Source organism: Lacinutrix sp., assembly GCF_029238095.1.
Classification (GTDB): domain Bacteria; phylum Bacteroidota; class Bacteroidia; order Flavobacteriales; family Flavobacteriaceae; genus Lacinutrix.
This window is the reverse complement of the sequence record NZ_JAQWGS010000027.1, coordinates 130563-154700: the sequence shown is the minus strand read 5'-3', so window position 1 is coordinate 154700 and position 24138 is coordinate 130563. Positions and strand designations below refer to the sequence as shown.

20 protein-coding genes and 1 tRNA gene are annotated in these 24138 nt (G+C 30.7%); 13 read left to right on the top strand and 8 right to left on the bottom strand.

Annotated elements, in window-relative coordinates:
• Both leuC and P8H50_RS10220 read right to left on the bottom strand, forming a co-directional pair.
• Entirely contained in the window at positions 1 to 1401 is a 1401-nt protein-coding gene (gene leuC / locus P8H50_RS10225; protein WP_300208593.1) for a 3-isopropylmalate dehydratase large subunit, read from the bottom strand.
• Positions 1391 to 2578, bottom strand: coding sequence for a 2-isopropylmalate synthase (locus P8H50_RS10220; protein WP_300208591.1), 1188 nt, complete (start codon positions 2576 to 2578; stop codon positions 1391 to 1393). The genes leuC and P8H50_RS10220 overlap by 11 nt, the downstream gene beginning before the upstream one ends.
• Positions 2579 to 2726: 148 nt before the next feature.
• Here P8H50_RS10220 and P8H50_RS10215 point away from each other — a divergent pair, with 148 nt between their 5' ends.
• Positions 2727 to 4271 (top strand): hypothetical protein, encoded by a 1545-nt coding sequence (locus P8H50_RS10215; RefSeq protein ID WP_300208589.1) that lies wholly within the window; start codon positions 2727 to 2729, stop codon positions 4269 to 4271.
• A 70-nt stretch (positions 4272 to 4341) separates the two neighbouring features.
• On the opposite strand, the gene P8H50_RS10210 is transcribed toward P8H50_RS10215, so the two are convergent.
• A tRNA-Phe gene (locus P8H50_RS10210) sits at positions 4342 to 4417 on the bottom strand.
• A gap of 193 nt (positions 4418 to 4610) precedes the next feature.
• Here P8H50_RS10210 and P8H50_RS10205 point away from each other — a divergent pair.
• The 8 genes from P8H50_RS10205 (at position 4611) to P8H50_RS10170 (ending at position 12823) form a co-directional block, all read left to right on the top strand.
• Positions 4611 to 5342 carry a type III pantothenate kinase gene (locus P8H50_RS10205; RefSeq protein WP_300208587.1) on the top strand — a complete coding sequence of 244 codons (732 nt, stop codon included), beginning with the start codon at positions 4611 to 4613 and terminating at the stop codon, positions 5340 to 5342.
• Positions 5339 to 6655 (top strand): hypothetical protein, encoded by a 1317-nt coding sequence (locus tag P8H50_RS10200; RefSeq protein WP_300208585.1) that lies wholly within the window; start codon positions 5339 to 5341, stop codon positions 6653 to 6655. Before P8H50_RS10205 ends, P8H50_RS10200 begins: the two co-directional genes overlap by 4 nt.
• Positions 6656 to 6674: 19 nt before the next feature.
• A complete protein-coding gene (locus P8H50_RS10195; RefSeq protein ID WP_300208583.1) occupies positions 6675 to 8009 on the top strand; it encodes a hypothetical protein in 1335 nt (444 codons plus the stop codon).
• A complete protein-coding gene (lptC, locus tag P8H50_RS10190; protein WP_300208581.1) occupies positions 8009 to 8566 on the top strand; it encodes an LPS export ABC transporter periplasmic protein LptC in 558 nt (185 codons plus the stop codon). The genes P8H50_RS10195 and lptC overlap by 1 nt, the downstream gene beginning before the upstream one ends.
• 58 nt (positions 8567 to 8624) lie before the next feature.
• On the top strand, positions 8625 to 8816 hold the full coding sequence (locus tag P8H50_RS10185; RefSeq protein ID WP_300208579.1) for a hypothetical protein: 192 nt from the start codon (positions 8625 to 8627) through the stop codon (positions 8814 to 8816).
• 3 nt (positions 8817 to 8819) lie between these two features.
• On the top strand, positions 8820 to 10112 hold the full coding sequence (locus tag P8H50_RS10180; RefSeq protein ID WP_300208577.1) for a hemolysin family protein: 1293 nt from the start codon (positions 8820 to 8822) through the stop codon (positions 10110 to 10112).
• A gap of 161 nt (positions 10113 to 10273) precedes the next feature.
• Positions 10274 to 12406, top strand: coding sequence for a peptidylprolyl isomerase (locus P8H50_RS10175; protein ID WP_300208575.1), 2133 nt, complete (start codon positions 10274 to 10276; stop codon positions 12404 to 12406).
• 12 nt (positions 12407 to 12418) lie between these two features.
• Complete coding sequence (locus tag P8H50_RS10170) at positions 12419 to 12823, top strand: hypothetical protein (RefSeq protein WP_300208573.1); 405 nt, start codon at positions 12419 to 12421, stop codon at positions 12821 to 12823.
• A 74-nt stretch (positions 12824 to 12897) separates the two neighbouring features.
• Here the strand turns inward: P8H50_RS10170 and P8H50_RS10165 are convergent, their stop codons facing one another.
• The gene (locus P8H50_RS10165) at positions 12898 to 13812 is read right to left on the bottom strand and encodes a GYDIA family GHMP kinase (protein ID WP_300208571.1); all 915 of its coding nucleotides are present in this window, start codon (positions 13810 to 13812) and stop codon (positions 12898 to 12900) included.
• Positions 13812 to 15110, bottom strand: a complete 1299-nt coding sequence (locus P8H50_RS10160) for a hydroxymethylglutaryl-CoA reductase, degradative (protein ID WP_300208569.1) — start codon at positions 15108 to 15110, stop codon at positions 13812 to 13814. Before P8H50_RS10160 ends, P8H50_RS10165 begins: the two co-directional genes overlap by 1 nt.
• Before the next feature lie 180 nt (positions 15111 to 15290).
• Between P8H50_RS10160 and P8H50_RS10155 the strand changes: the two genes are divergently transcribed.
• The 4 genes from P8H50_RS10155 to P8H50_RS10140 all read left to right on the top strand — a co-directional run bounded on the left by P8H50_RS10155 (position 15291) and on the right by P8H50_RS10140 (position 20351).
• A complete protein-coding gene (locus P8H50_RS10155) occupies positions 15291 to 17486 on the top strand; it encodes a S9 family peptidase (RefSeq protein WP_300208567.1) in 2196 nt (731 codons plus the stop codon).
• A gap of 59 nt (positions 17487 to 17545) precedes the next feature.
• The gene (locus P8H50_RS10150) at positions 17546 to 19135 is read left to right on the top strand and encodes a peptide MFS transporter (RefSeq protein ID WP_300208565.1); all 1590 of its coding nucleotides are present in this window, start codon (positions 17546 to 17548) and stop codon (positions 19133 to 19135) included.
• Between the two features lie 105 nt (positions 19136 to 19240).
• Positions 19241 to 19792: a thioredoxin fold domain-containing protein gene (locus P8H50_RS10145; RefSeq protein ID WP_300208563.1), complete on the top strand. Its 552-nt coding sequence runs from the start codon at positions 19241 to 19243 to the stop codon at positions 19790 to 19792.
• 10 nt (positions 19793 to 19802) lie between these two features.
• Complete coding sequence (locus tag P8H50_RS10140; protein ID WP_300208561.1) at positions 19803 to 20351, top strand: thioredoxin fold domain-containing protein; 549 nt, start codon at positions 19803 to 19805, stop codon at positions 20349 to 20351.
• A 2-nt stretch (positions 20352 to 20353) separates the two neighbouring features.
• Here P8H50_RS10140 and P8H50_RS10135 read toward each other — a convergent pair whose 3' ends face one another.
• From P8H50_RS10135 to lpxB, 3 genes are read right to left on the bottom strand one after another with little or no spacing between them, the layout of a single operon-like run.
• On the bottom strand, positions 20354 to 22381 hold the full coding sequence (locus P8H50_RS10135) for a ComEC/Rec2 family competence protein (RefSeq protein ID WP_300208559.1): 2028 nt from the start codon (positions 22379 to 22381) through the stop codon (positions 20354 to 20356).
• A gap of 24 nt (positions 22382 to 22405) precedes the next feature.
• Positions 22406 to 22933 (bottom strand): C40 family peptidase, encoded by a 528-nt coding sequence (locus P8H50_RS10130; protein ID WP_300208557.1) that lies wholly within the window; start codon positions 22931 to 22933, stop codon positions 22406 to 22408.
• A complete protein-coding gene (gene lpxB / locus P8H50_RS10125; protein WP_300208555.1) occupies positions 22934 to 24046 on the bottom strand; it encodes a lipid-A-disaccharide synthase in 1113 nt (370 codons plus the stop codon). It abuts the gene before it with no gap.
• Positions 24047 to 24138 lie beyond the last annotated feature (92 nt).

Sequence of the window (24138 nt, the reverse complement as noted above, 5' to 3'; positions counted from 1 at the left end):
CTATGCGAATTCTAAAGTTTCAATATTTTCTGTTACATCTACTATTTTTCCAGCTATTGCTGTTGCAGCTGCAACTAAAGGACTTGCTAAAATGGTTCTTGAACCTTGTCCTTGTCGTCCTTCAAAGTTTCTATTAGATGTAGAAACGCAATATTCTCCTTGCGGAATTTTGTCATCGTTCATGGCTAAACATGCTGAACAACCAGGTTGTCTTAGTTCAAAACCAGCTCGTTCGAAAATAGTTTTTAAGCCTTCGGCTATAATTTGAGCTTCTACCTGTTTGCTTCCTGGAACTAACCAAGCAGTTACATTATCTGCTTTCTGTTTTCCTTTTACATATTGCGCTGCAACTCTAAAATCTTCAATTCTAGAATTTGTGCAACTACCAATAAATACATAGTTTATTTGTGTGTTAATTAAACTTTCACCAGCTTCAAAATTCATATATTCCAAAGACTTTATAAACGATGAATCTTTAATAGTTGGAATATTTTCAGAAATTTTAATTCCCATTCCTGGATTAGTGCCATAGGTAATCATGGGTTCTATGTCTTCAGCATCAAAAGTATATTCTTTGTCAAAAGTTGCACCTTTATCTGTTGGAAGCGTTTTCCAATAGGCTACTTTTTTTTCAAAATCTTTGCCTTTAGGAGCATATGCTCTTCCTTTTACATAGTTAAAAGTTGTTTGGTCTGGTGCAATCATACCACCTCGTGCTCCCATTTCTATACTCATATTACAAACGGTCATTCTGCCTTCCATTGACATATTTTGGAAAACGTCTCCAGCATATTCACAAAAATAACCTGTGCCAGAATTGGTACCTAATTTTGAAATGATATAAAGTATAACATCCTTTGGTAAAACACCCTTTTTAAGTCTACCATTTACATTCACTCTTAAGCTTTTTGGCTTTGTTAACAGTAAACATTGGCTTGCAAAAACTTGTGCTACTTGGCTGGTGCCAATTCCAAAAGCAATGGCTCCAAAAGCACCATGTGTTGAAGTATGACTGTCTCCACAAACCATTGTCATTCCTGGCTGTGTAAAGCCTAATTCTGGAGCCATAACATGAACGATACCATTGTATTTATGGCCAAGTTGGTAAAGTGTAATATTATTTTTTTCACAATTAGTAGAGAGTTGTTCTAGTTGCTTTCTAGACAAATCATCCTTAATAGGTTGATCTTGATTTTGTGTTGGTGTATTATGGTCTGCAGTAGCAACAATTTGATTAGGTCTAAAAACAGGAATTCCGCGAGCTTCTAGTTCATTAAAAGCTTGCGGACTTGTGACTTCGTGTATTAAATGTTTATCAATATAGAGTACTTGTGGGCCTTTTTTTATGGTGTCTACCACATGTGCATCCCAAACCTTATCGAATAATGTTTTATTGCTCATATTGTGCTGATATTATTTGGTGATACACATTACTTGTTTCGATAATTTGATGAATATCATTATTATTGATCTCTTTCTTTCTATCTGCAAAGCATAGAAAATTGGCATATACATCATCAAGCTGTAATTTTGTTAACTCGTAACCTACATTTTTAGCTCTATACGCTAAAGCAGCACGACCACTTCTGGCGGTTAATACAATAGCAGATTCTGTAACACCAACGTCTTTAGGGTTTATAATTTCATAAGTTTCACGATTTTTAATCACGCCATCTTGGTGTATTCCAGAACTGTGCGCAAAAGCATTGGCGCCAACAATGGCTTTGTTTGGTTGGGTGTAAATTCCCATACTATCGGAAACCAATTGACTCATTCCATATAGCATTTCGGTTTTAATATTTGTATCTAAATTTAAATAAGGGTGTTGTTTTAAAACCATTACAACTTCTTCTAAGGCTGTGTTTCCTGCACGTTCACCAATACCATTAATGGTACATTCTATTTGTCTTGCACCATTAATAACACCTTCAATAGAATTTGCGGTTGCCAAACCTAAATCGTTATGGCAGTGACAGGATAAAATGGCCTTTTCAATGCCTTTTACGTTCTCCTTTAAATACTTAATTTTTGTTCCATATTCACTAGGTAAACAATAACCTGTTGTATCTGGAATATTTAATACAGTTGCACCAGCTTTTATTGCTGCTTCGCAAACTCTAGCTAAATAGTCGTTTTCTGTACGCCCAGCATCTTCAGCATAAAACTCTACATCTTCAACAAACGATTTGGCATACTTAACAGCAGCAAAAGCACGTTCTATTATAGTGTCTTTATTAGATTTAAATTTATGAATAATATGTGAGTCTGATGTGCCTATTCCTGTATGAATCCTAGGTCTTTTTGCATATTTCAGTGCCTCAGAAGCGACCTTAATATCATTTTCTACAGCACGTGTTAAACCACAAACTGTTGCGTTTTTTACAATTTTTGAGATGGCTTCAACCGATTTAAAATCGCCTGGACTTGAAACAGGAAAGCCAGCTTCAATAACATCTACACCTAATAAATCTAATTGTTTTGCGATGACGACTTTTTGTTCTGTATTTAATTTACAACCTGGAACTTGTTCTCCATCTCTAAGTGTGGTATCGAAAATTTGAATTTGATTATTTGACATTTAAGCACTTTTTATTTTTCTATTGAAAGACTAATTTATACTTTGGTTAATTATTACTAATTATCACTCTTGAAAATGTTACGATGTTCAATCGATAAAATTTGTTGTAAAAACTTAAAAATCAAATATTTAATCTAATTATTAGTTGATGACTAAAGACCAAAAAGATCCTGTATTTGTCTTAGTGAAATCCCTCTCTAAGTCTGAGAAACGACAATTTAAACTCTATGTCGGTAGATTAGGTATTAATCAAGATTCAAAATTTTTAAACTTATTTACCGTTTTAGATAAACTAAAACAATATGATGAGGTTTTAATATTGAAATCCACTCAAATTAAAAAACAACAATTAGCAAATGTAAAAGCACATTTGTATAAACAAATTTTAATAAGTTTAAAATTAAACCCTTCACATCAAAATATTCGTTCTCAAATTAGGGAACAATTAGATTTTGCATCCATTCTCTATCATAAAGGACTCTACAAACAGAGTTTAAAAATATTAGATAAAGCTAGTGATCTCGCGATTACCAATGAAGAGAAAAACTTGGCATTTGAAATCATTGAGTTTGAAAAGATTATAGAAGCACAATACATAACAAGAAGCATTAGCACAAGAGCCGACGAACTTACTTTTCAAGCAAAAGAAATAAGTGAATTAAATGTAATAACGAGCAAGTTGTCTAATTTGTCATTACAGTTGTATGGTATTATTTTAAAAACAGGATACGTAAAAAATAAGAATGAAAGTAATGTTGTATCTACTTATTTTAAAAATCATCTTCCAAAGGTTGATATAGTAAAACTAGGGTTTAGAGAAAAATTATGGCTCTACAAAGCGCATTTATGGTATAGTTTCTTAATGCAAGATTTTTTGAATTGCTATAAATATGCTTCAAAATGGGTTAGTTTATTTCAACAATATCCAAATATGATAAACTTAAATCCTGTTTTTTTTCTAAAAGGAAATAACTATCTTTTAGAATCATTATTCTTTATTCGCAATAAAGAAAAGTTTGTTCAAAAATTAAAAATTTTTAATAAAATTACAAGTGATACTAATTTTCCAAAAGATGAAAATGTGTCCACGCTTGTATTTTTGTATAGTAATTTTCATAAAATAAATGGCCACTTTATAGATGGTAGTTTTGATGATGGTTTAGTGTTAATTCCTGAGATTGAAATTGAATTACATCAATTTAACAACAGGATAGATCCACATCACAAAATGATTTTTTATTACAAATTTGCGAGTCTTCACTTTGGTGCAGGAAACAACAAAGCCTCTATAAAGTATTTGGATAAAATTATAGCTAATAAAACACTTTCCATGCGTGAAGATTTGTTGTGTTTTTCTAGAGTTTTAAATTTGGTTGCACATTATGAAGCAGGCTTAGATTACCATCTAGAATCCTTATTACGTGGTACTTATAAGTTTTTAATTAAAATGAATGACTTACATGAGGTTCAAAAAGAAATGATAAAGTTTATTCGTGGCCTTCAAGACATCTATCCACAAAATTTAAAGAATGCTTTTATTGATTTACATAAAAAACTCAAAGTATATGAAGACCATCCTTTTGAGCGTCGTGCCTTTTTGTATTTAGATGTTATTTCTTGGTTAGAAAGTAAAATAGAGAATATACCAGTTGGTGAAATTATTAGAAAAAAATATTTAGCAAAAAAAACATAGCTATTTTACTAATTTCTTAAAACCAAAAAAGCCTTAAATCGTTTAAAATCAAACGCTTAAGGCTTATTAGTGGTGGTGCCTCCAGGAATCGAACCAGGGACACAAGGATTTTCAGTCCTTTGCTCTACCAACTGAGCTAAGGCACCAGTTGCATAAAAATGCGAGTGCAAATATAGCTTCATTTTTAATACCTACAAAACAAAAAATGTAAAATTTTATTAGATTTTAATGTTTTATTAATTTTTAAATTTGATATACTGGTTCAGTTATCATTATATCAGTTAAATAGAGTGAATTTTATAAGTTCAATTTTGTAAGTTTGTTTTTTAAATTTAATTTATGAATTTAATTATAGATGTAGGTAATACGTATACTAAACTTGCTGTTTTTAGAAACAACAAGCTAATTGCTAAAGAGCGTATAGAGACTAAAAATTGTAGTATTGAAGTAAAAAAGCTTCAAAAAAAATTCGAGGAAATTAATCAAGTAATAGTGTCTTCTGTTGGTAAATTAGATAGTAAAACCTTGATATATTTAAAAGCAAAGTTTCAACTTCAAATTTTATCACATACTACAAATCTTCCTTTTAAAAATTTATATAGCACTCCCAAAACGCTAGGCATCGATAGAATAGCTTTAGTATGTGCTTCTGTTGGAGAATTTCCAGACAATAATGTTTTAATAATAGATGCTGGAACCTGCATTACATACGATTTTATAAATAGTAAAAACGAATATTTAGGAGGTGCAATTTCTCCAGGTGTTCGTATGCGTTACAAAGCCATGCATAATCAAACTGCAAATTTACCACTGTTAACAACAGAAGTTCCAAAACAAATTATTGGAGATTCTACTGCAAATTCTATGCATTCTGGCGTAGTTAATGGTGTTTTAAACGAAATTGATGGTACAATAAGTCAGTATAAAGAAAAATATCAAGATTTAACAGTAATTTTAACAGGAGGAGATGCTAAAATGTTGTCTAAACAATTAAAAAGTAGCATATTTGCGAATTCAAATTTCCTTTTAGAAGGTTTGAATTTTATTTTACAATTTAATCAACACAAATGATAAAAAAACTTGTATTAGTTTTTATTGCACTATATGCAATTCAAAGTTACGCTCAAGAAACAACAGCTTCACCATATTCTTTTTACGGTATTGGAACTTTAAAATTTAAAGGTACTGTAGAGAATATAAGTATGGGAGGTTTGAGTATTTATAAAGATAGTATTCATATTAATTTGAGAAATCCAGCAACTTATGGTGGAAATAATATTGAAACTTTTAAAAACGAAAGTCGTCCTGTAAAGTTTGCTGTTGGAGGAGGACACACCTCTACAAAACTAAAAACAAATTCAAGTTCAGATCGAGTTAAATCTTCAACCTTTGATTATTTAGCCTTATCTGTGCCACTTGGTAAGCTTGGTTTTGGTTTTGGTTTGTTGCCTTATACAGCAGTAGGTTACAGATTGGAAACCAATAATGCTTCTGGTAATTTAGATACGCGTTTTAGAGGAGAAGGAGGTCTAAACAAGGCTTTTGTTTCTTTTGGTTACCAAATAACCGATGGTTTAAGTGCTGGAATAGATGCAAATTATAACTTTGGAAATATTCAAAACAATACTATAGAGTTTGGCTACAACAGTGATGGTGAACTTTTACAAACCCAATCTAGAGAGGAAAATAGATCAGATTTAAGTGGACTTAATTTTAATTTAGGCTTGCATTATGAACGTATGGTTTCAGATAAGCTACAGTTACAATCTGCTTTAACGTTTTCACCTTCAAGCGATTTAAACTCTAATAATCAACGATCATTTTCTAACATAACAATAAATAGCATCACAGGAGCAGAGTTTGCAGTTAACACCATAAATGCAGATTTGGCTGCAGCTGGATTAGACGTTACAACGTTAAAATTACCTTCTAGACTTTCTTTTGGAGCAGGTGTAGGTGCACCAAGGCAATGGTTTGCAGGAGTAGAATATACCACACAAAACACAAGCGAGTTTTCTAATGCATTGTACGAAAATACAGGAACTACGTTTGTAGATGCTACAACATTATCTTTAGGAGGATTTTATATTCCTAAATACAATTCGTTTTCAAACTATTGGAATAGAGTAGTTTATAGAGCAGGTTTACGTTTTGAGAACACAGGTTTAGAAGTGCAAAATGAGGCTATTAAAGAGTTTGGCATATCTTTTGGAGTAGGTTTACCAGTTGGTACAATTAGAAATCCATTTTCTAATGCCAATTTAGGATTTGAAATTGGAAAACGTGGTACAACTAACGCTAACTTAATTCAAGAGAACTTTTTAAACTTTAAAGTAAGTTTATCATTAAACGATAGATGGTTCGAAAAAAGAAAATATGACTAATAACACAAACATTAAGATTATGAAAACTAACATTACATTATTAATAGCATTTTTACTTTTTGGGTTCAATATAACTTTTGCTCAAACAAGTAATGAAGATTGCACCAATAACATGTCTTTATTTGCAGAAACTGTTAAGGCAAAAAAATATGAAGAAGCTCTTCCATATTACAGAAAGGCCATTAAAGATTGTCCAAAATTCAATCTCTCTGGTTTATACAAATATGGAGAAGATATGTTTGAAGGTCTATTAAAAGCAGCAACTACAGATGCTAAAAAAGTAGAAAACATTAACGAATTATTAATGTTATGGGATTCTAGAATGGTTAATTATGCTAGTAAATCTCCAAAAGGAAAGTTCGAAGCTAAAAAGGCAGAGCTTAGATACGAATATAAAGAATTATTAGGTTTAACAGATGAGCAATTATATAATGAATTTGACTCAATCTATAAAGTTGATTTAGAGAACTTTACAAGTCCAAAAGGGTTGTATATTTACTTTAAAATGATGGTGAGTTTGTACGATAAAGGTCTAAAAACGCCACAACAACTTTTTGATAAGTATGATGATATTGTTGATAAAATTGAAAAAGAAGTTGATGAAAATTCTACTAAGTTAAATCAACTTATTGCTAAAGGAGAAAAAATAAGTTCTAAAGACGAAAAATATAAGAGGTTCTATACACAAACACTAGCTGCTTTTGATAAAATTACTCCAAGTGTAGATCAAGAACTAGGAGACAGAGCAAATTGCGAAGTCTTAATCCCAATTTACCAAAGAGATTACGAGGCAAACAAAAGCGATGGTGTATGGTTACAAAGAGCTATGAATAAATTATATGCTAAAGGTTGTAAAGAAGACCCAATGTTTGTTAAAATTGTAAAGCAGAAAAACACCTTAGAACCAAATGCAGATACTGCATGGTACTTATATGTAATTACAGGAGAGCAAAGATATTTCGATCAGTCATTATCTTTACAAACAGATCCTTTAAAGAAAGCGAAATTATACAGAAAATTAGCTGGTGAGTTTAAGTCTAAAGGAAGCAACAGCAAAGCTAGAGAGTATTATTACAAGTCTATGGAGTTAAATCCAGCAGATGCTAGTGGTTATTTACAAGTGGCATCTATGTATGCAGGAAGTGTAAAAAGCTGTGGGAATACCAACTTCGAGAAAAGAGCTATCTATTGGTTAGCTGCTAACGAAGCAGCAAAAGCAAGTAGTGATACTGCAAGTAAGTATAGAGCTTTAGCGCCTTCAAAGCCTGATATTTTTAAAGAGGATATGTCTGGTAAAACGATTAAAATTGGTTGTTGGATTCAAAGAAGTATTACTGTTCCAAAAATTAATTAATGGAAAATAATAAAGTACATATTATAAAAAACGGAGTCATAGCATTAGCTATGACTTTGTTTTTTTCTTGTACTAATAACTTTAAAGAAGTTAATAAAATTGGTATTAGCGAAAACGAACCTCAAGGCGTTGGCATAGATATTAACGCTAAGCGTACAGATTCTGGTCGTGTTGTTGCAAATTTAATTAGTCCAAAACTGTTAGATTTTGAAAACAGGACATTTGGTTATTCAGAATTTCCAGATGGCGTGACATTGCACGTTTTCGATGATCAAAATCAACGCACAACAATTGTTTCAGATTATGCCATTATTTACAGTGAAACAGATGTAATAGACATGCAGGGAAACGTTGTGATTTCTTCTCATCAAGGCGATAGTTTATTTGCAGACCAATTATATTTCGACCAAAATAAGCAATGGATGTTTACAAATTTACCTGTAAAACATAAAACTATAGATTACCTAACTAATGGTAAAGGTTTCGATTCTGATCGTGATTTTAAAAAAGCAGAAGTTTTAGAAATAAGCGGCAGTTACTATATTGGCGAAGAATAATACTATTCTATTTCGGTTTCTAAATTTTATATATCTTTACTATAACCAATACAAGCAAATGAAATATTTAAAATTTTCTCAATACATCTATATTATAGCAGGTATATATTTTTTATACGATTGTATAACAACATGGAATACAGATACAAACCATGCCTATCTATCTTTGTTTCTATTTGCGCTAGCGACCTTTATGTTTTTCTTTAGAAGACATTTTCATAAAAAATATGAAGATAGAAATAACAAGTAATACATGACTACAACAGTAATTATTGGTATTATAATAGTGTCGTTAATACTTTCGGCATTTTTTTCAGGTATGGAGATTGCTTATGTTTCCGCCAATAAAATTCATATTGAAATAGAGAAAAAGCAAGACGATTTCTTAGCTAAAATTCTTTCAAAATTAACAGCAAAACCATCAAAGTTTATCGCAACAATGCTAATTGGAAATAATATAGCATTGGTTATTTATGGTTTTTTTATGGGAGATTTACTGGTAAAGTGGTTTGTTTCTCTTGTTGGTAACTATCCTTTTTTAAAGTACCTGTTAACAGATTTAAGTTTGTTGTCGCAAACTATTATCTCAACCCTATTAATATTATTTACTGCAGAGTTTCTTCCTAAAGTATTCTTTCAAATTTATAGTAATACATTAATTAAAGTGTTAGCATTTCCTGCTTATTTGTTTTATTTGTTATTTACTTTTATTTCAGATTTTGTGCTATGGATTTCAGATTTCGTACTTAAAAAATTCTTTAAAACAGAAGGTGACCAAGTACAATTAGCATTCTCCAAAGTAGAGCTAGGACACTATATTAGTGAACAAATGGAATCTGTAGAAGCGCATGACAATATCGATACCGAAATACAAATATTTCAAAACGCCTTAGAGTTTGCAGAAGTCAAGGCAAGAGAGGTTATGATTCCTCGAACAGAGATTATGGCTTTAGAGATTAACGATACTGTTTCAAATTTAAGCACATTATTTACAGAAACAGGTATGTCTAAAATATTAATATATAAAGACACTATAGACGATATTGTTGGTTATGCTCACGCTTTTGAGTTGTTTAAAAATCCCAAAACCATAAAAGCTATGGTGTTACCTGTTGAATTTGTACCAGAAACTATGCTGGCAAACGATATTTTAAACATCCTTATTAAAAAGCGTAAAAGTATTGCTGTGGTTTTAGACGAATATGGTGGAACTTCAGGAATTATGACTGTTGAAGATATTGTTGAAGAACTTTTTGGGGAAATAGAAGACGAACATGACACTGTTGTGTTAAGAGAAGAAAAAATTGACGATTTTAATTTTATTTTTTCTGCAAGATTAGAAGTCGATTACCTAAATGAGGTGCATAAATTAAACCTACCAGAAGGAGAAAATTACGAAACACTTGGAGGATTAATAGTAGACCATACAGAAGAAATACCGCAACAAAACGATATTGTAACTACAGAAAATTTTCAATTTAAAATATTAGAAGTCTCAAATACTAAAATAGATTTAGTGTCTTTAAAAGTTAAAACAGACGATTAACCTTTAAAAAGACTCTATTTAGCCTTTATTTTATTAAAATTAAACTATCCTTTTAATAATAATAAAATTATTGCCAATTTCTACTTTTATTATTAAATAGAAAATGGTATTTTCGCCCACTATATTTCAAATAACAATTAGCATATAATCTATTTCAACAGATGGCAATTTTAAATAAGATAAGACAGAAAACAGTTGTACTAATATTGGTAATCGCATTAGCACTTTTTGCATTTATACTATCGAGTCTTTTCGATAACAAAGATGCATTATTTAATAAATCTCCAGATGTAGTAGCTACTATTAACGGAAAAGACATTTCACGTCAAGAATTTATGGCTCAAGTAGATGATCGTAACAATCCTAATGCAACGCAATCTCAAATCATGAACCAAGTTTATGACATAGAAGTTAGAAAAGCAGTAATGGAATCTCAGTTTAACCAATTAGGTTTAACTGTAGGTAGAGAGCAAATGCGTGATTTATTAAAGAAAACGTATGCAAATAGTCCACAATTTTTAAATGCCGATGGTATTTTTGATGAGTCTTTACTAAATCAATACATACTAGATTTAAAGAAATCTAATAGTCAAAATGGTTTTTATAACAGATGGATTCAGCAAGAAAATGCCGCAGCATCTAGTGCATTACAACAAAACTACATTAATATGATTAAAGCTGCATCTACAGCAACTTTAGCAGAAGGTGAGTTAGAGCATAAATTACAAAGTGAACAAGTTGACATTAAATATGTGTCTATTCCTTTTACTACTATTGCAGATAGTACTATTGAAGTTTCTAAATCTGAAATTACTTCTTACATCAATAAAAACAAGAAAAAATACGAAGTTGAAGCTTCTACAGATTTACAATATGTTAAGTTTGAAAACATACCATCTTTAGAAGATGAAAATGCTATTAAAGCAGAACTTAATGATTTTATTAAAGGAACAGAAATCTATAACGAAACAACAAAAGAAACAGAAAAAACACCAGGTTTTGCAGAAATGAATACAGAAGACGCTATTGCACTTGCCAATGCAGAATCTGATGGTGCTGTTAAATTTCAAGATAGATTTCTATTTGCATCCTCTTTTGCAGAAGGAGTTAGAGATAATATAGTTAAATTAAATGTAGGCGAAGTTTATGGTCCTTATAAAGAAGGAACAAGTTATAAAATTACTAAACTACTAGAAACAGAACAATCTTACGATTCTTTAAAAGTAAGACATATATTAATACCTTTTAAAGATTCTTTAAGTACAAATCCAAACGTTGTTAAAACAGAGCTTGAGGCAAAAAAGACGGCAGATAGTATTTTATCTATTATAAGAAAAGATAAATCAAAGTTTGCAGGATTAGTATCAATGTCTTCAGATCAAGGCAGTATTGCTAAAGAAGGTGTTTACGATTGGCACGCAAGTGGCACAATGGTTGAGGAATTTAATGAATTCGAAATCACAAAGAATATTGGTGATTTGGGAGTTGTTAAAACTCAATTTGGTTTTCATGTTATGGAGTTATTAGATAGAAAATCTAAAAAACCTTCATACAAAGTTGCAACAATCGAAAGAGTTATTGAACCTTCTGTAGAAACAGAAAATGAAGTATTTAGAACTGCTACTAATTTTGAAGTAGAACTTGAAAAGCAAGACTTTCAAGATGCAGCAAAAGCCAATACATTAGAGGTTAATCCTGTAACTACAATTAAAGAATTAGACGAAAATATTCCAGGTGTTGGACCACTAAGAAGTTTAGTGCGTTGGACATTTGAAGATGGATCTAAAGTAGGAGATGTTAAACGTTTTGAAACAACAGATGGTTATATTGTTGCTCAAATTACGGCAAAAAATGAAGCTGGATTAATGAATACAGAAGATGCTTCCGTAACAGCTCTACCAGAAATTAGAAAGCAAAAGAAAGCAAAATTAATAATGGATAGAATTAGTGCTACAACTATAGAAGATGTTGCAGCAGCAGAAAATCAAACGGTCAAGACAGCACCAGCAATTAATATGAAAAATCCTACTATTCCAGGAGCAGGTTCAGAACCTTTAGTTGTGGGAACAGCATTTGGATTAGATGAAGGACAAACATCTAGGTTAATTACTGGAGTAAAAGGTGTATATATGGTACAGGTTACTAAAAAAACACCAGCAGTTGAGCTAGAGAATTATCAGTCTTTTGCTAATCAAGTAGCAACTGAAAAAGCGAGTTCTATAAACACAAGACTATATAACGCTTTAAAAGAAGCTTCAGAGATTGAAGATTATAGAGCAAAAACAGTGCAATAAAAACTATTAATTATGAAAAAGATTTTTTCAATATTTATTTTAGCTATCGTATTTAGCTGTTCTTCAGACGATGGAGGAACAACAGGAGGTTCTGCATTTCCTAAAACAACCACAATGAATTTTGAGGTGACAACTACAGACGATAGAGATGCTAGTATTACTACAACTATTGATGATGTAGATTTGGTAGAGTTGTCTAGTACCTCTCCATACATTAAACCATATGAAAATAGAGTGGTTAGCTTACAAACGGTTTTTAAGTTAAAATATGAGGATTTAAGTCCTATGCCTTTTGTAGCTTACCAAGCAACATTAATAATTAAGGATGTAAATAATATTGTTAAAACACAAAGTTTTAATGTTACACAACAAGGTCAAATATTTCAAATAGAGTATATGTTTAGTGATGATAATTAATATTGCTATCATTTAGTATAAAAAAAGCCTCGCATTGCGAGGCTTTTTTTATACCAATAAAACAAATATGTATTTTAAAGAATCATGTCTTTATAATCTATAATAGTGTTATAGTCACGTTCTTTAAAATAAGAATGTACATAGTCTTTTTTACCTGTTGCCAAAATAAAATCACCATTCCAACCACCAAGGCTTTTTATTTCGTTTTTAAAATCTTTGAATAGGCGTTGTTTAATTGGTGTTTGATTAGTAATGGCTCCAATTAATGTTTCGTGTTCGTTAATTAGTGAGTTAAATTCGTTTAAAGTTTCTGTTTTTAAAAAATTAGAAGTAATAGTATTTATTTTATCAATTATAGTTTCAGTATTGCTCTTGTTTTTTCGGTAGGTTTTTATAGAATCTCTACTGTTTTGTTTTCTGTTTAAATGCACAAAAAATAATTCATTTAAATAATTTTTATTAAATAAAACGGATTCAACTTTAGGTTTTTTATGCTTTAGATAGTATAGAATTGCAGTGTTATTATTGGCACAAGCAATATCATATCCACTACCTCCAAATGTTATGTTAGACAGTATAAACGCATCTATTTTTGCCCATTGTGCTATATTATTTAAAAGTGTTGAAGAGGAGCCTAATCCCCAATTATTTGGAAATTCTAAGGTAGAAACTACTTCATAGCCATTATTTGTATCTAAAAATTCAGGATTAAGAATTTTTGCTGCATTTAATATCTCGATTAATCTTTTTGAAACTGGATTGTTATTTCGTACAAATTGAGAAATCTTAGTATTAGAGATGTCAAATATATCTTCAAACCAAACTTCTCCTTTGTAATCAATACTTTTCCAAATTAATTTAAGAGGTTCTATAGTTTTAACGGTTAAAGATTGTCCGTACTTTGTTGGTAATGCTAATGCTTTAGCACCATCAAGTACAACATATTCTGCTGTTAGCAATAATTTTCCGTGACTGTAGAAACGTAGCATTATTGTCTAAGTTTTTCAATTTCAGAAACAACTGCACTATGTGTTACAGTATGGGTTTTAAAATGCTGAATAATCTCTTCTTTTTCTTCATGAGTAGCATTAATCTGATTTAGAATATTCATTAAGTGCATTTTCATATGTCCTTCTTGAATTCCTGTTGTAGTTAACGATCTTAAAGCAGCAAAATTCTGTGCTAATCCTGCAACAGCTACAATTTGCATGAGTTCTTTTGCTGAAGGTTTTCCTAAAATATCTAGAGCTACTTTAACTAATGGGTGTAATCCTGTTAATCCACCAACTGTGCCTAGAGCTAAAGGTAGTTCTATCCAGAACGTAAACACACCTTCTTCTATTTTTGCATGCGTAAGACTGCTGTATTTTCCGTTTTTTACAGCGTAAGCATGAACACCAGCTTCAACAGCTCTAAAATCGTTTCCTGTTGCTAGAACCACTGCATCAATACCATTCATAATACCTTTGTTGTGAGTTACAGCACGATATGGTTCTATTTCTGCAATATTAACAGCGCGAACAAATTTTTCAGCAAAAGCTATTCCAGAAATAGTCTTGTTTTTTAAATCTTCAACTTTACAAGAGACTTCGGCACGAACCAAACAGTTAGGCACATAATTAGAGAGAATACTCATAACTATTTCTATTGGAGCACTCAAGTATTTGTCAGCTTCAGTTTTAAACGTTTTTGCAAATTGTTCTAAACAAGAATTTATAAAATTTGCTCCCATAGCATCTAATGTTTCAAAGGTAGCATGGAGTTGGTAGTAATGCTCTAAGTCTTCGGTCTTATCTCGTAATTCAATATCTATAATACCACCACCACGTTTTTCCATATTTGCAGTAATAGGTTTTGTGTCTGTAATTAGTTTTGATTTTATAGTATTAAAATACTGTTTTAAGTCTTCAAAATTACCAGTAAACACAAAATGTACTTGTCCAATCTTTGTAGTTGAAAGCACTTTGGCCTTAAAGCCACCACGTTGCATCCAAAACTTTGCAGCATTACTAGCAGCTGCAACGACAGAGCTTTCTTCTATAGCCATAGGTATGGCGTATGTTTTATTATTGATTACAAAATTTGGAGCCACACCAAGAGGTAAATAATAATTTGTAATTGTGTTTTCTATAAACTCATCATGAAGCTGTTGTAGCTTTTGGTCTGCATTAAAATATTGTGTGATAGTTTGTTTTGCAGATTTTGAATTTGATAGATAGTGACTAACTATCCAATCTATTTTTTCGGATTTAGACAGTTTTGAAAAACCAGAAATTGTTGCGCTCATTTGGTGCTATTTTGTGGTGCGAAGATACAAAACACCTATTGTTTTGTCCTAGAGTTACTTTAACGAAATTAAAACAGCTAGTCTTTTATGTTTTTTAAACAGTAATTAACTGTTAATAATTACGGTTTTTTGCATATTTTTTAGTAAACTTGACATTATCTTATTAAAAAAATATACTTAATGACTTTTTCTAAATATTTAGCATTTTTCTGCTTATTAGTAACTACTTTAATTACAGCACAAAACAAAGAGATTGCCTTAGACAATATTTGGAACGATGGTACTTTTAGAACCGAAAGCTTAGATGCTTTACATTCTATGAATAGTGGTCAAGAGTATTCGGTTTTAAATTTTGATAGAGCCAGCGGTTCTACAACTATAGATATCTATGATTACAAAACCTTAGAGAAGGTTAAGACTTTAGTAAATTCTTCCAGTTTAGAGGCTATTAAATATTTTACAGACTACACTTTTAGTGATGATGAATCACAAGTGCTTTTAGCGACAAATCAAGAGTCTATTTTTAGACGCTCTACTTTAGCAAACTACTTCGTTTTTAATACTAAAACAAATGCACTAACCTCTATTTCTGAAGCTAAAATTCAAGAGCCAACATTCTCGCCAGATGGCAAAAAAGTAGCTTACGGATTAAATAATAATTTATACATAAAAGATATAGCTTCTGGTAAAACAATACAGTTTACTAAAGATGGTGAAAAAAACAAAATTATTAATGGTATTACAGATTGGGTTTATGAAGAAGAATTTGCTTTTGTTCGTGCTTTCGAATGGAATGCAGACAGCAATAAAATTGCTTTTATTCGCTTTGATGAAACAGAAGTTCCAGAATTCTCAATGGATGTTTATGGAAAAAACTTATACCAAACACAAACTGTATTTAAATATCCTAAAGCAGGTGAAGCTAATGCCATAGTATCGCTTCATGTCTACGATCTTAAAGCAAATTCAACTAATAAAGTAGCGCTTGGAGCACAATTTGAATATATTCCAAGAATACAATGGACCAATAATCCAGATGTTTTAAGCCTGCAAATACTTAATAGACACCAAAATCAACTAGACTTAATTTTTTACAATTCAAAAACTAACAACACTAGTGTAGTGTTAAAAGAAATAGATAATGCTTATGTAGATATAACAGATAATTTAACTTTTTTAGAGGATAATAGTTTTATCTGGACTAGCGAGAAAGATAGTTACAACCATATTTACCATTATGGAAAAAAAGGAAAACTTATAAATCAAATCACCAAAGGAAATTGGGAAGTTACTAACTACTATGGTTTTAATAAAAAAACCGAAACTATTTATTATCAATCTGTTGAAAATGGTTCTGTAAATCGAGATGTATATTCCATTAAATTATCTGGAACCAACAAAAAACGATTAACAAAAGAAACAGGTACTAATAATGCAGATTTTAGTGCAGATTTCACATATTTTATTAATACGTTTTCTAGTGTAACACAACCACCTTTATATACTTTAAACGATGCTGTAAATGGTTATGTTTTAAAAACTATTAAAACAAATTCTGAACTCACTAAAACTGTTTCTGAATATAAAATGTCTAAAAAAGAATTTAGTACAATAAATATAAATGGGAATGATTTAAATATGTGGATGATTAAACCAGCTAATTTTGATGCTAAAAAAGAATATCCATTATTTATGTTTCAATACTCTGGACCAGGTTCACAGCAAGTTGCAAATAGATGGAATAATGCAAACGATTACTGGTACCAAATGCTAGCTCAAAAAGGATATATTATAGCTTGCGTAGATGGAAGAGGTACAGGGTTTAAAGGTGCAGATTTTAAAAAAGTAACCCAAAAAGAATTAGGGAAATTTGAAGTTGAAGATCAAATTGAAGCTGCAAAGTTATTAGGAAAACGTAATTATGTAGATGCTTCAAGAATAGGAATTTGGGGATGGAGTTATGGTGGTTTTATGTCTAGTAACGCCTTATTTAAAGGAAGAGATGTTTTTAAAATGGCAATAGCAGTTGCACCTGTTACAAGCTGGAGGTTTTACGATTCTATATATACAGAACGTTACATGACAACACCACAGGAAAATGCTAGTGGTTATGATGATAATTCACCAATTAACCATGTAGACAAATTAAAAGGCGACTTTTTATTAATTCATGGAACAGGAGACGATAATGTACATGTGCAAAACACAATGCGAATGGTTGAAGCATTAATACAAGCAGATAAACAGTTTGAGTGGATGATTTATCCAGATAAAAATCATGGTATTTATGGAGGAAACACAAGAAAACACTTGTATACAAAAATGACTAATTTTATAGATCGCACATTAGGAGATAAAATTCAAGTACAGAACTAAAAAAATATAGTGTTCAAAACTTAAAAATAAAACAACTTTACTAACTAATAATTATTTATATGGAATTTAAATTTGGAGGTTCAGAAACCAATCAAAAAACAGTATTAGGCCATCCATCTGGTCTTTTTGTTTTGTTTTTTACAGAAATGTGGGAACGTTTTTCTTATTATGGAATGCGTGCACTTTTAGTATTATTTTTAGTCTCAACATTGATAGATGGTGGTTGGGAATGGGAAAGAGCAGATGCTCTTGTTCTTTATGGATGGTACACAGGACTCGTATATTTAACGCCAATAATTGGTGGTTTTATTGCCGATAAATTTATGGGTTATAGAAAAGCGGTTATATTAGGTGCATTTATTATGACGCTTGGACACGCTTCTATGGCTTTAGAAGGTTTAACCTCGATATTCTTCTACGCTGGGTTAACATTTTTAATTGTAGGAAACGGTTTGTTTAAGCCAAATATTTCTTCAATGGTTGGACAATTATACAAATCACAAGGAAAAGAAAAGGATGCAGGTTATACTATTTTTTATATGGGTATTAATGCAGGTGCTTTTTTAGGAATATTGTTATGTGGTTATATTGGCGAAAATGTAAGTTGGCATTATGGTTTTGGTCTTGCTGGTATATTTATGTTTTTTGGGATGTTACAATTTTATTTCTCTCAAAAAATATTTGGAAAAATAGGTTTAACACCTGTTAAAGTAGGAGATTTTGAAGATGTAATTGAAGACAGTGTTGAAAAGATAGAAGAGGATATTGAAGAAATTGTTAAAGGAGTAGAGAACTCTAAAGTAGTTAGAGATAGAATGATAGTTATTGGAATTCTGTCGTTATTTGTTGTCTTTTTCTGGTGGGCATTTGAGCAAGCTGGTGGATCTATGACCATTTTTGCCGCAGATTATACAGATAGAGCCCTAGAAGGAAGTGCAGCAACATCTTTTAAAATAATAAATACTATAATTACTGTTATACCAATGTTAGTAATTACATGGGTTTTAGCAATGTTATTTAAACAAACTTATAGCAAATATTCTTTAGCTAATATTATTTTAGGATTAAGTTTTGTTATTATTTGGGGAATTGTTATTTGGATGTTATACAGAGAGTTTCAATCTGATACTACAGAAGTTCCAGCATCTTGGTTCTCAGTTCTTAATTCATTATTCATTATCTTATTTGCACCTTTATTTTCTAAAGTATGGGAAAGTAAATATAATCCATCAGGACCAGTTAAGTTTGCTATAGGATTATTTTTAGTAGGAATAGGATTTGGAGCATTAGCTTATGGAGCAGCAGGTATACCAGATGGCGCAAAAACAGCATCTGTTAGTTTAATGTTTTTGGTAATTGCATACTTCTTGCATACTATGGGAGAATTGTGTGTATCTCCAGTAGGCTTATCTTATGTTAGTAAATTAGCTCCTGTTAAATTCGTGAGTTTAATGTTTGGTATTTGGTTTACCGCAAATTTCTTTGCAAACCTTTTAGGTGGTTTTACAGGAAGTTATATGGATCCAATAATGGAAGAACACGGTCTATCAACCTTCTTTTTAATATTTACAATAATACCTATTGCAGCTGCATTAATTATGTTAATTCTCAACCGTAAATTATTAAAAATGATGCACGGCATTAAATAGATTAAATAAATTTTTAAAAACAACAAAGCGCCTAATTTCGGCGTTTTGTTGTTTTAGTGTAATTTTGGAACACTAATTGAGACTATATAAAATACAAATATTAATATGAAAAAATATATTGTTTTGGTATTGTTTACTGTTTTTGCAACTGTAATAATTCCTGCGCAAGAAATTAATTGGATTACACTTGAAGAAGCTGTAGAACTTCAAAAAAAGAATCCTAAAAAAATAATGATGGACATGTACACAGCATGGTGTGGACCATGTAAAATGCTGGATAGAAATACATTTGCTAATAAAGATGTTGCTGAATACGTAAACAAACATTATTACGCTGTAAAATTTAATGCAGAAGGTAATACAGTTGTTAATTTTAAAGATTATAAGTTTACCAATATTAATTACGATCCAGCTAAAGCAAACCGAAGAAACTCTGCACATCAATTAGCTAATTATTTTAGTATTCGTTCTTATCCAACAATTGTTTTTTTAGATGAAGAAGCAGAATTATTAACCTCTTTAATAGGTTATAAAAAACCGCAACAATTGGAGCTGTTTCTTAAGTTGTTTAAAAATAATATTCATGAGAATTTGAAAACACAAGAAGATTTTTTTAAATATTATAGAGCATTTAAACCAGAATTTTCTGAATTATAAATTTAGTAAAATGAAAAAACACATACTTCTATCATTACTTACACTTTTAGTAAGCATTACACTCTTTGCACAAGAGATTAATTGGATTACAGTTGAAGAAGCGGTAGAGCTTCAAAAAAAGAATCCAAAAAAAATAATTATGGATGTTTATACGAATTGGTGTGGTCCTTGTAAAATGTTAGATAAAAACACTTTTGGTAATACAGATGTTGCTAAATATATAAATGACAACTTTTATGCTATTAAATTTAATGCTGAAGGCAATACTACTGTGAAATTCGAAGGTAATACCTTTACAAATCCAGATTATAATCCAGACAAGATAAACACACGCAATGCAAAACATCAATTTGCTAGATATTTAAGTGTTAATGCCTATCCAACAATGGTGTTTTTTGATGACGAATTTAAACTCATTTCTCCAATTTCTGGGTATTTACTTCCAAAGCAGTTAGAAATTTATTTGAAGCTTTTTACTTCTAATAAATACAAAGAAGTTAAAACAAAAGAAGAATGGGAAACCTATCAAAAAGAATTTATTTCAGAATTTAAAAGCTAAGTTTATTTTTTTAAAGCTAAAGAAAAGAATCCTTTTTCACCTGTGTAGTGAAACGGAATTTTTTGTTTTAAACAGGTTGCCTTCCATCTCGTAACATAAGATTTGTAATTACTACCATCTGCAATAATCTGTTTTGGTTGTATAGAATCTATAAGTCTTTTTAAATTTACTTTTGGAGATTGTGTTAGTATAATATAATGAGGTTTAAGCTTTTTTACATTGTAAACTCCCAGACTATCTACAATAAGAATAGTGTGGCTTTTTGTTTGAATGTAGGACGGAATCTTAAATCCATTAATTACTTTAATATTATTTCCAATAACATAGTCTTTTAAATTGCTAAATTGATTTAAACTATCTAAATCTGAAAACACATCGAGTTTGTTTTGTGTCTTTTCGCCAATAATTGTATGTCTACTTTTATGAAAAACCGTTAATGAATTTGTGCTATTGGTATATTTGTTAAATAAATTTACACCTTGAAAAAGCAAAATAGAAATAAGTGTAAATTTTAGCCATTTATAGTTTTTCTGTATGCCTAATTGTACAAATGCTATTGCAAATATATATGCTGCAATTACTTGCCAACCATTAAATGAAATATCCTTAAATAAAAAACTTTCTTGAAGCGATAACCATTTCATTAAATCGTTCATGCTAGAAATAATAAAACTAAAAGCATCTGCTAAAAACTTAGGGAGTGCGTTACAAAGCGCCAGAATAATCACAAAAATACCAGTTGCTAAAATAAATCCTAAAAACGGAATGATAATTACATTAGCGACAAAAAATAATCCCGGAAATTGATGGAAATAGTATAAACTTATAGGTGCAACACCAAATTGTGCAGCAATACCAACCGTAAAATAATCCCAAACTTTAGCAATAATAAAATTTTTAGGCTTCCAAAGTTTTACTAACCTAGGTTGAATGGCAACAATTGCAATTACAGCTAGATAACTCAACTGAAAACCAACATCAAATAAGAAAAGCGGTTTAAAAAGAAGCAACACAAAAATAGAGATAGCCAAAGTATTATAAATATTGGTTGGTCGTTTTAAATGCATGCCTATTGCTATAATACTAAACATAGTAACGGCTCGGGTTACAGAAGCAGATAAGCCAGCAATAATTGCAAAGCACCACATTAATAACACTAAAATAATAACAGTAAGTTGTCGTCCATATTTAAAACGTTTTAATGGTCTTAAAGCAAAATTAAGTAGTAATAGAATTAAAGCAACATGAAGTCCAGAAACAGCAAGAATATGTACAGCTCCAGCATCTGTGTAACTATCATAAATATCTTTGCTAAGATCTTGACGTTGTCCTAAAATTAGAGCATTAATAATTGCTAGAACGTCTGGTTTAAAATGGTTAGCTTTTAGTTTTGTATTAATAGTTTCTCTTACCCAATCTGCGTAACCATAAATGGTGTGTTTTTTTTCACTTACACGGAAAAGCCTAGAAGGGTTAACATATAGTTGTTTAAAAACATATTGTTTTTCGAGATAGCTTCTATAATTAAATTGATAAGGATTAATTGTAGACACAATAGGTTTGAATCCTTCTGAAGTGGCATAGATAGCATCAACTTTTAATACAGTATTTAGGCTGTCTTTTGATACATTTAGCAACGCTTTTCCAGATACTGAAGCATCACCAATTTTTAAAATATTAATAATGTATTTGTCGTTATACAATCCAGATTTTAGCGTCGTTCTAATTCTAAAAGTGATTAACTTGTTTTTGGTATCAATGTTTGTATAATTATTTTTGTCTAGTTTTTCGTTATGAATACAGGTAGTAAGTACTCCAATGCAAATCATAATTAAAAAACTAGTAATACCAAACCAAACGGTTTTATGTCTTTTTTGTTTAGAAATAAAATAAATAAGTGTTAATAGAAGTATAAGAAAACTTATTGCACACAAAGTAATAGTTAATGGAATTGTAACAAAGTAACCAATCAAAATTCCAATAACTAAGCAAACGGTTAGTTTTATTATTGTAAAATTTAGGAGTTTCACTCCATTAATATAGTAAATAAAAGTTTACAGCACGCGCCTTGCTTGCACAAACGCAAAATACCAGTATTTTTCCTTTAATGTAGAAGTTATAACACCTTTACTTGTAGTTGAATGAATAAACGCAATAGCATCTCCATTAATAGCAGTTACTAAACCAACATGGTTTACACTTCGGCTATTTTTTTTAGTTGCAAAAAAAAGTAAGTCGCCTTCTCGTACGTTTTTTAAATCTATCCAATCTCCTGTTTTAGCCATTGCACTAGAAACACGCGGTATTGTAATATTATCTTCTTTAAAAGCTGTGTAAATTAATCCAGAGCAATCCATGCCTTTTTTTGTTGTACCACCATATTTATAACGTGTGCCTTCATATTTTTCAGCATTTTTAATAATAGATTCTACTATTGAAGGCTTTGCAGTAGTTGTAGGTTTATTACTTTTTTTAACTGTTTTTGTGGTTTGAGATTTTCTAGTAACCACACGCTTGTTTTTAGTACTTCCGCAACTCGAAAGCGTAACAATAATAAAGAGTATTAGGGCAATTTTTCGCATTTAGGCAGTAGCGTTATAAATTAATTTAGCAGTGTTTTCACTTGCACCTTTTCCTCCTAAATCTTTTTCTAGTTCGTAATAATTAACAAAAAATTTGGTGCGTTCATAAGCGTTAAGTAAAATATCTAACTCTTTTTTTAGTCTTTTAGTGTTAAAATCGTCTTGAATAAGTTCTGTTACAGCTTCCTTATTCAATATTAAATTTACCAGAGAAATATAGTCTAAATCTACAACACGTTTTCCTATTTGGTAAGATACCCAACTCCCTTTGTAGCAAACAACTTGAGGCACTTTAAACAAAGCTGTTTCAAGAGTTGCTGTTCCTGAAGTGACCAGAGCAGCTGTAGAGACACTAAGTAAATCGTAGGTTTTATTATTTAAAAAATGCACATTCGATTTTTTTATAAACTGTTTGTAAAACTCGTAATCTTGGCCTGGAGCACCAGCAATAATAAATTGGTAATCTTTATAATCGTCTACTAGACTGAGCATTACAGAAAGCATTTTTTTTATCTCTTGTTTTCGGCTTCCTGGTAATAAAGCAATAATAGGTTTTTCGCTTAAACCATTATTTTTTCTGAAAACAAATTCGTCAACTTGTTGTCTGTCTCCAATGGCATCAATTAGTGGGTGTCCAACAAAGTGTACAGGAAATTCATGTTTTTCTTCGTAAAATTGTTTTTCAAAAGGCAGAATAACATACATTTCATCTACATCTCTTTTTATGGCTTTAATACGACCTTCTTTCCAAGCCCAAATTTGAGGAGAAATGTAGTAATGGTTTTTGTAGTTTTTCTGTTTTGCCCATTTGGCTATACGTAAATTAAAGCCTGGATAATCTATGTAAATTATTACCTCTGGATTATAGGCTTCTATATCTTGTTTGCAAAAGGAAAGATTTTTTGCAATGGTTCTTAAATTTAATATTACTTCTATAAAGCCCATAAATGCGAGTTCACGATAGTGTTTTACTAGCGTTCCACCCACGGCTTTCATGAGATCGCCTCCCCAAAATCTAAAATCGGCATTTACGTCTTCGCGCTGTAAAGCTTTCATTAGATTAGAGCCATGTAAATCGCCAGAGGCTTCTCCTGAAATAATGTAATATTTCATTTTTTTATTTATTGCTTTTTTTAAAGTTAGAGCTTGTTCTTTTTATTTAATATCAACTAAGGGTGAAATTACTAATCTTCAAGTTTCTTTAA

Coding starts and splice junctions, on each gene's coding strand:
- leuC (WP_300208593.1), bottom strand. CDS start 1,401: ATGAGCAATAAAACATTATTCGATAAGGTTTGGGATGCACATGTGGTA.
- P8H50_RS10220 (WP_300208591.1), bottom strand. CDS start 2,578: ATGTCAAATAATCAAATTCAAATTTTCGATACCACACTTAGAGATGGA.
- P8H50_RS10215 (WP_300208589.1), top strand. CDS start 2,727: ATGACTAAAGACCAAAAAGATCCTGTATTTGTCTTAGTGAAATCCCTC.
- P8H50_RS10205 (WP_300208587.1), top strand. CDS start 4,611: ATGAATTTAATTATAGATGTAGGTAATACGTATACTAAACTTGCTGTT.
- P8H50_RS10200 (WP_300208585.1), top strand. CDS start 5,339: ATGATAAAAAAACTTGTATTAGTTTTTATTGCACTATATGCAATTCAA.
- P8H50_RS10195 (WP_300208583.1), top strand. CDS start 6,675: ATGAAAACTAACATTACATTATTAATAGCATTTTTACTTTTTGGGTTC.
- lptC (WP_300208581.1), top strand. CDS start 8,009: ATGGAAAATAATAAAGTACATATTATAAAAAACGGAGTCATAGCATTA.
- P8H50_RS10185 (WP_300208579.1), top strand. CDS start 8,625: ATGAAATATTTAAAATTTTCTCAATACATCTATATTATAGCAGGTATA.
- P8H50_RS10180 (WP_300208577.1), top strand. CDS start 8,820: ATGACTACAACAGTAATTATTGGTATTATAATAGTGTCGTTAATACTT.
- P8H50_RS10175 (WP_300208575.1), top strand. CDS start 10,274: ATGGCAATTTTAAATAAGATAAGACAGAAAACAGTTGTACTAATATTG.
- P8H50_RS10170 (WP_300208573.1), top strand. CDS start 12,419: ATGAAAAAGATTTTTTCAATATTTATTTTAGCTATCGTATTTAGCTGT.
- P8H50_RS10165 (WP_300208571.1), bottom strand. CDS start 13,812: ATGCTACGTTTCTACAGTCACGGAAAATTATTGCTAACAGCAGAATAT.
- P8H50_RS10160 (WP_300208569.1), bottom strand. CDS start 15,110: ATGAGCGCAACAATTTCTGGTTTTTCAAAACTGTCTAAATCCGAAAAA.
- P8H50_RS10155 (WP_300208567.1), top strand. CDS start 15,291: ATGACTTTTTCTAAATATTTAGCATTTTTCTGCTTATTAGTAACTACT.
- P8H50_RS10150 (WP_300208565.1), top strand. CDS start 17,546: ATGGAATTTAAATTTGGAGGTTCAGAAACCAATCAAAAAACAGTATTA.
- P8H50_RS10145 (WP_300208563.1), top strand. CDS start 19,241: ATGAAAAAATATATTGTTTTGGTATTGTTTACTGTTTTTGCAACTGTA.
- P8H50_RS10140 (WP_300208561.1), top strand. CDS start 19,803: ATGAAAAAACACATACTTCTATCATTACTTACACTTTTAGTAAGCATT.
- P8H50_RS10130 (WP_300208557.1), bottom strand. CDS start 22,933: ATGCGAAAAATTGCCCTAATACTCTTTATTATTGTTACGCTTTCGAGT.
- lpxB (WP_300208555.1), bottom strand. CDS start 24,046: ATGAAATATTACATTATTTCAGGAGAAGCCTCTGGCGATTTACATGGC.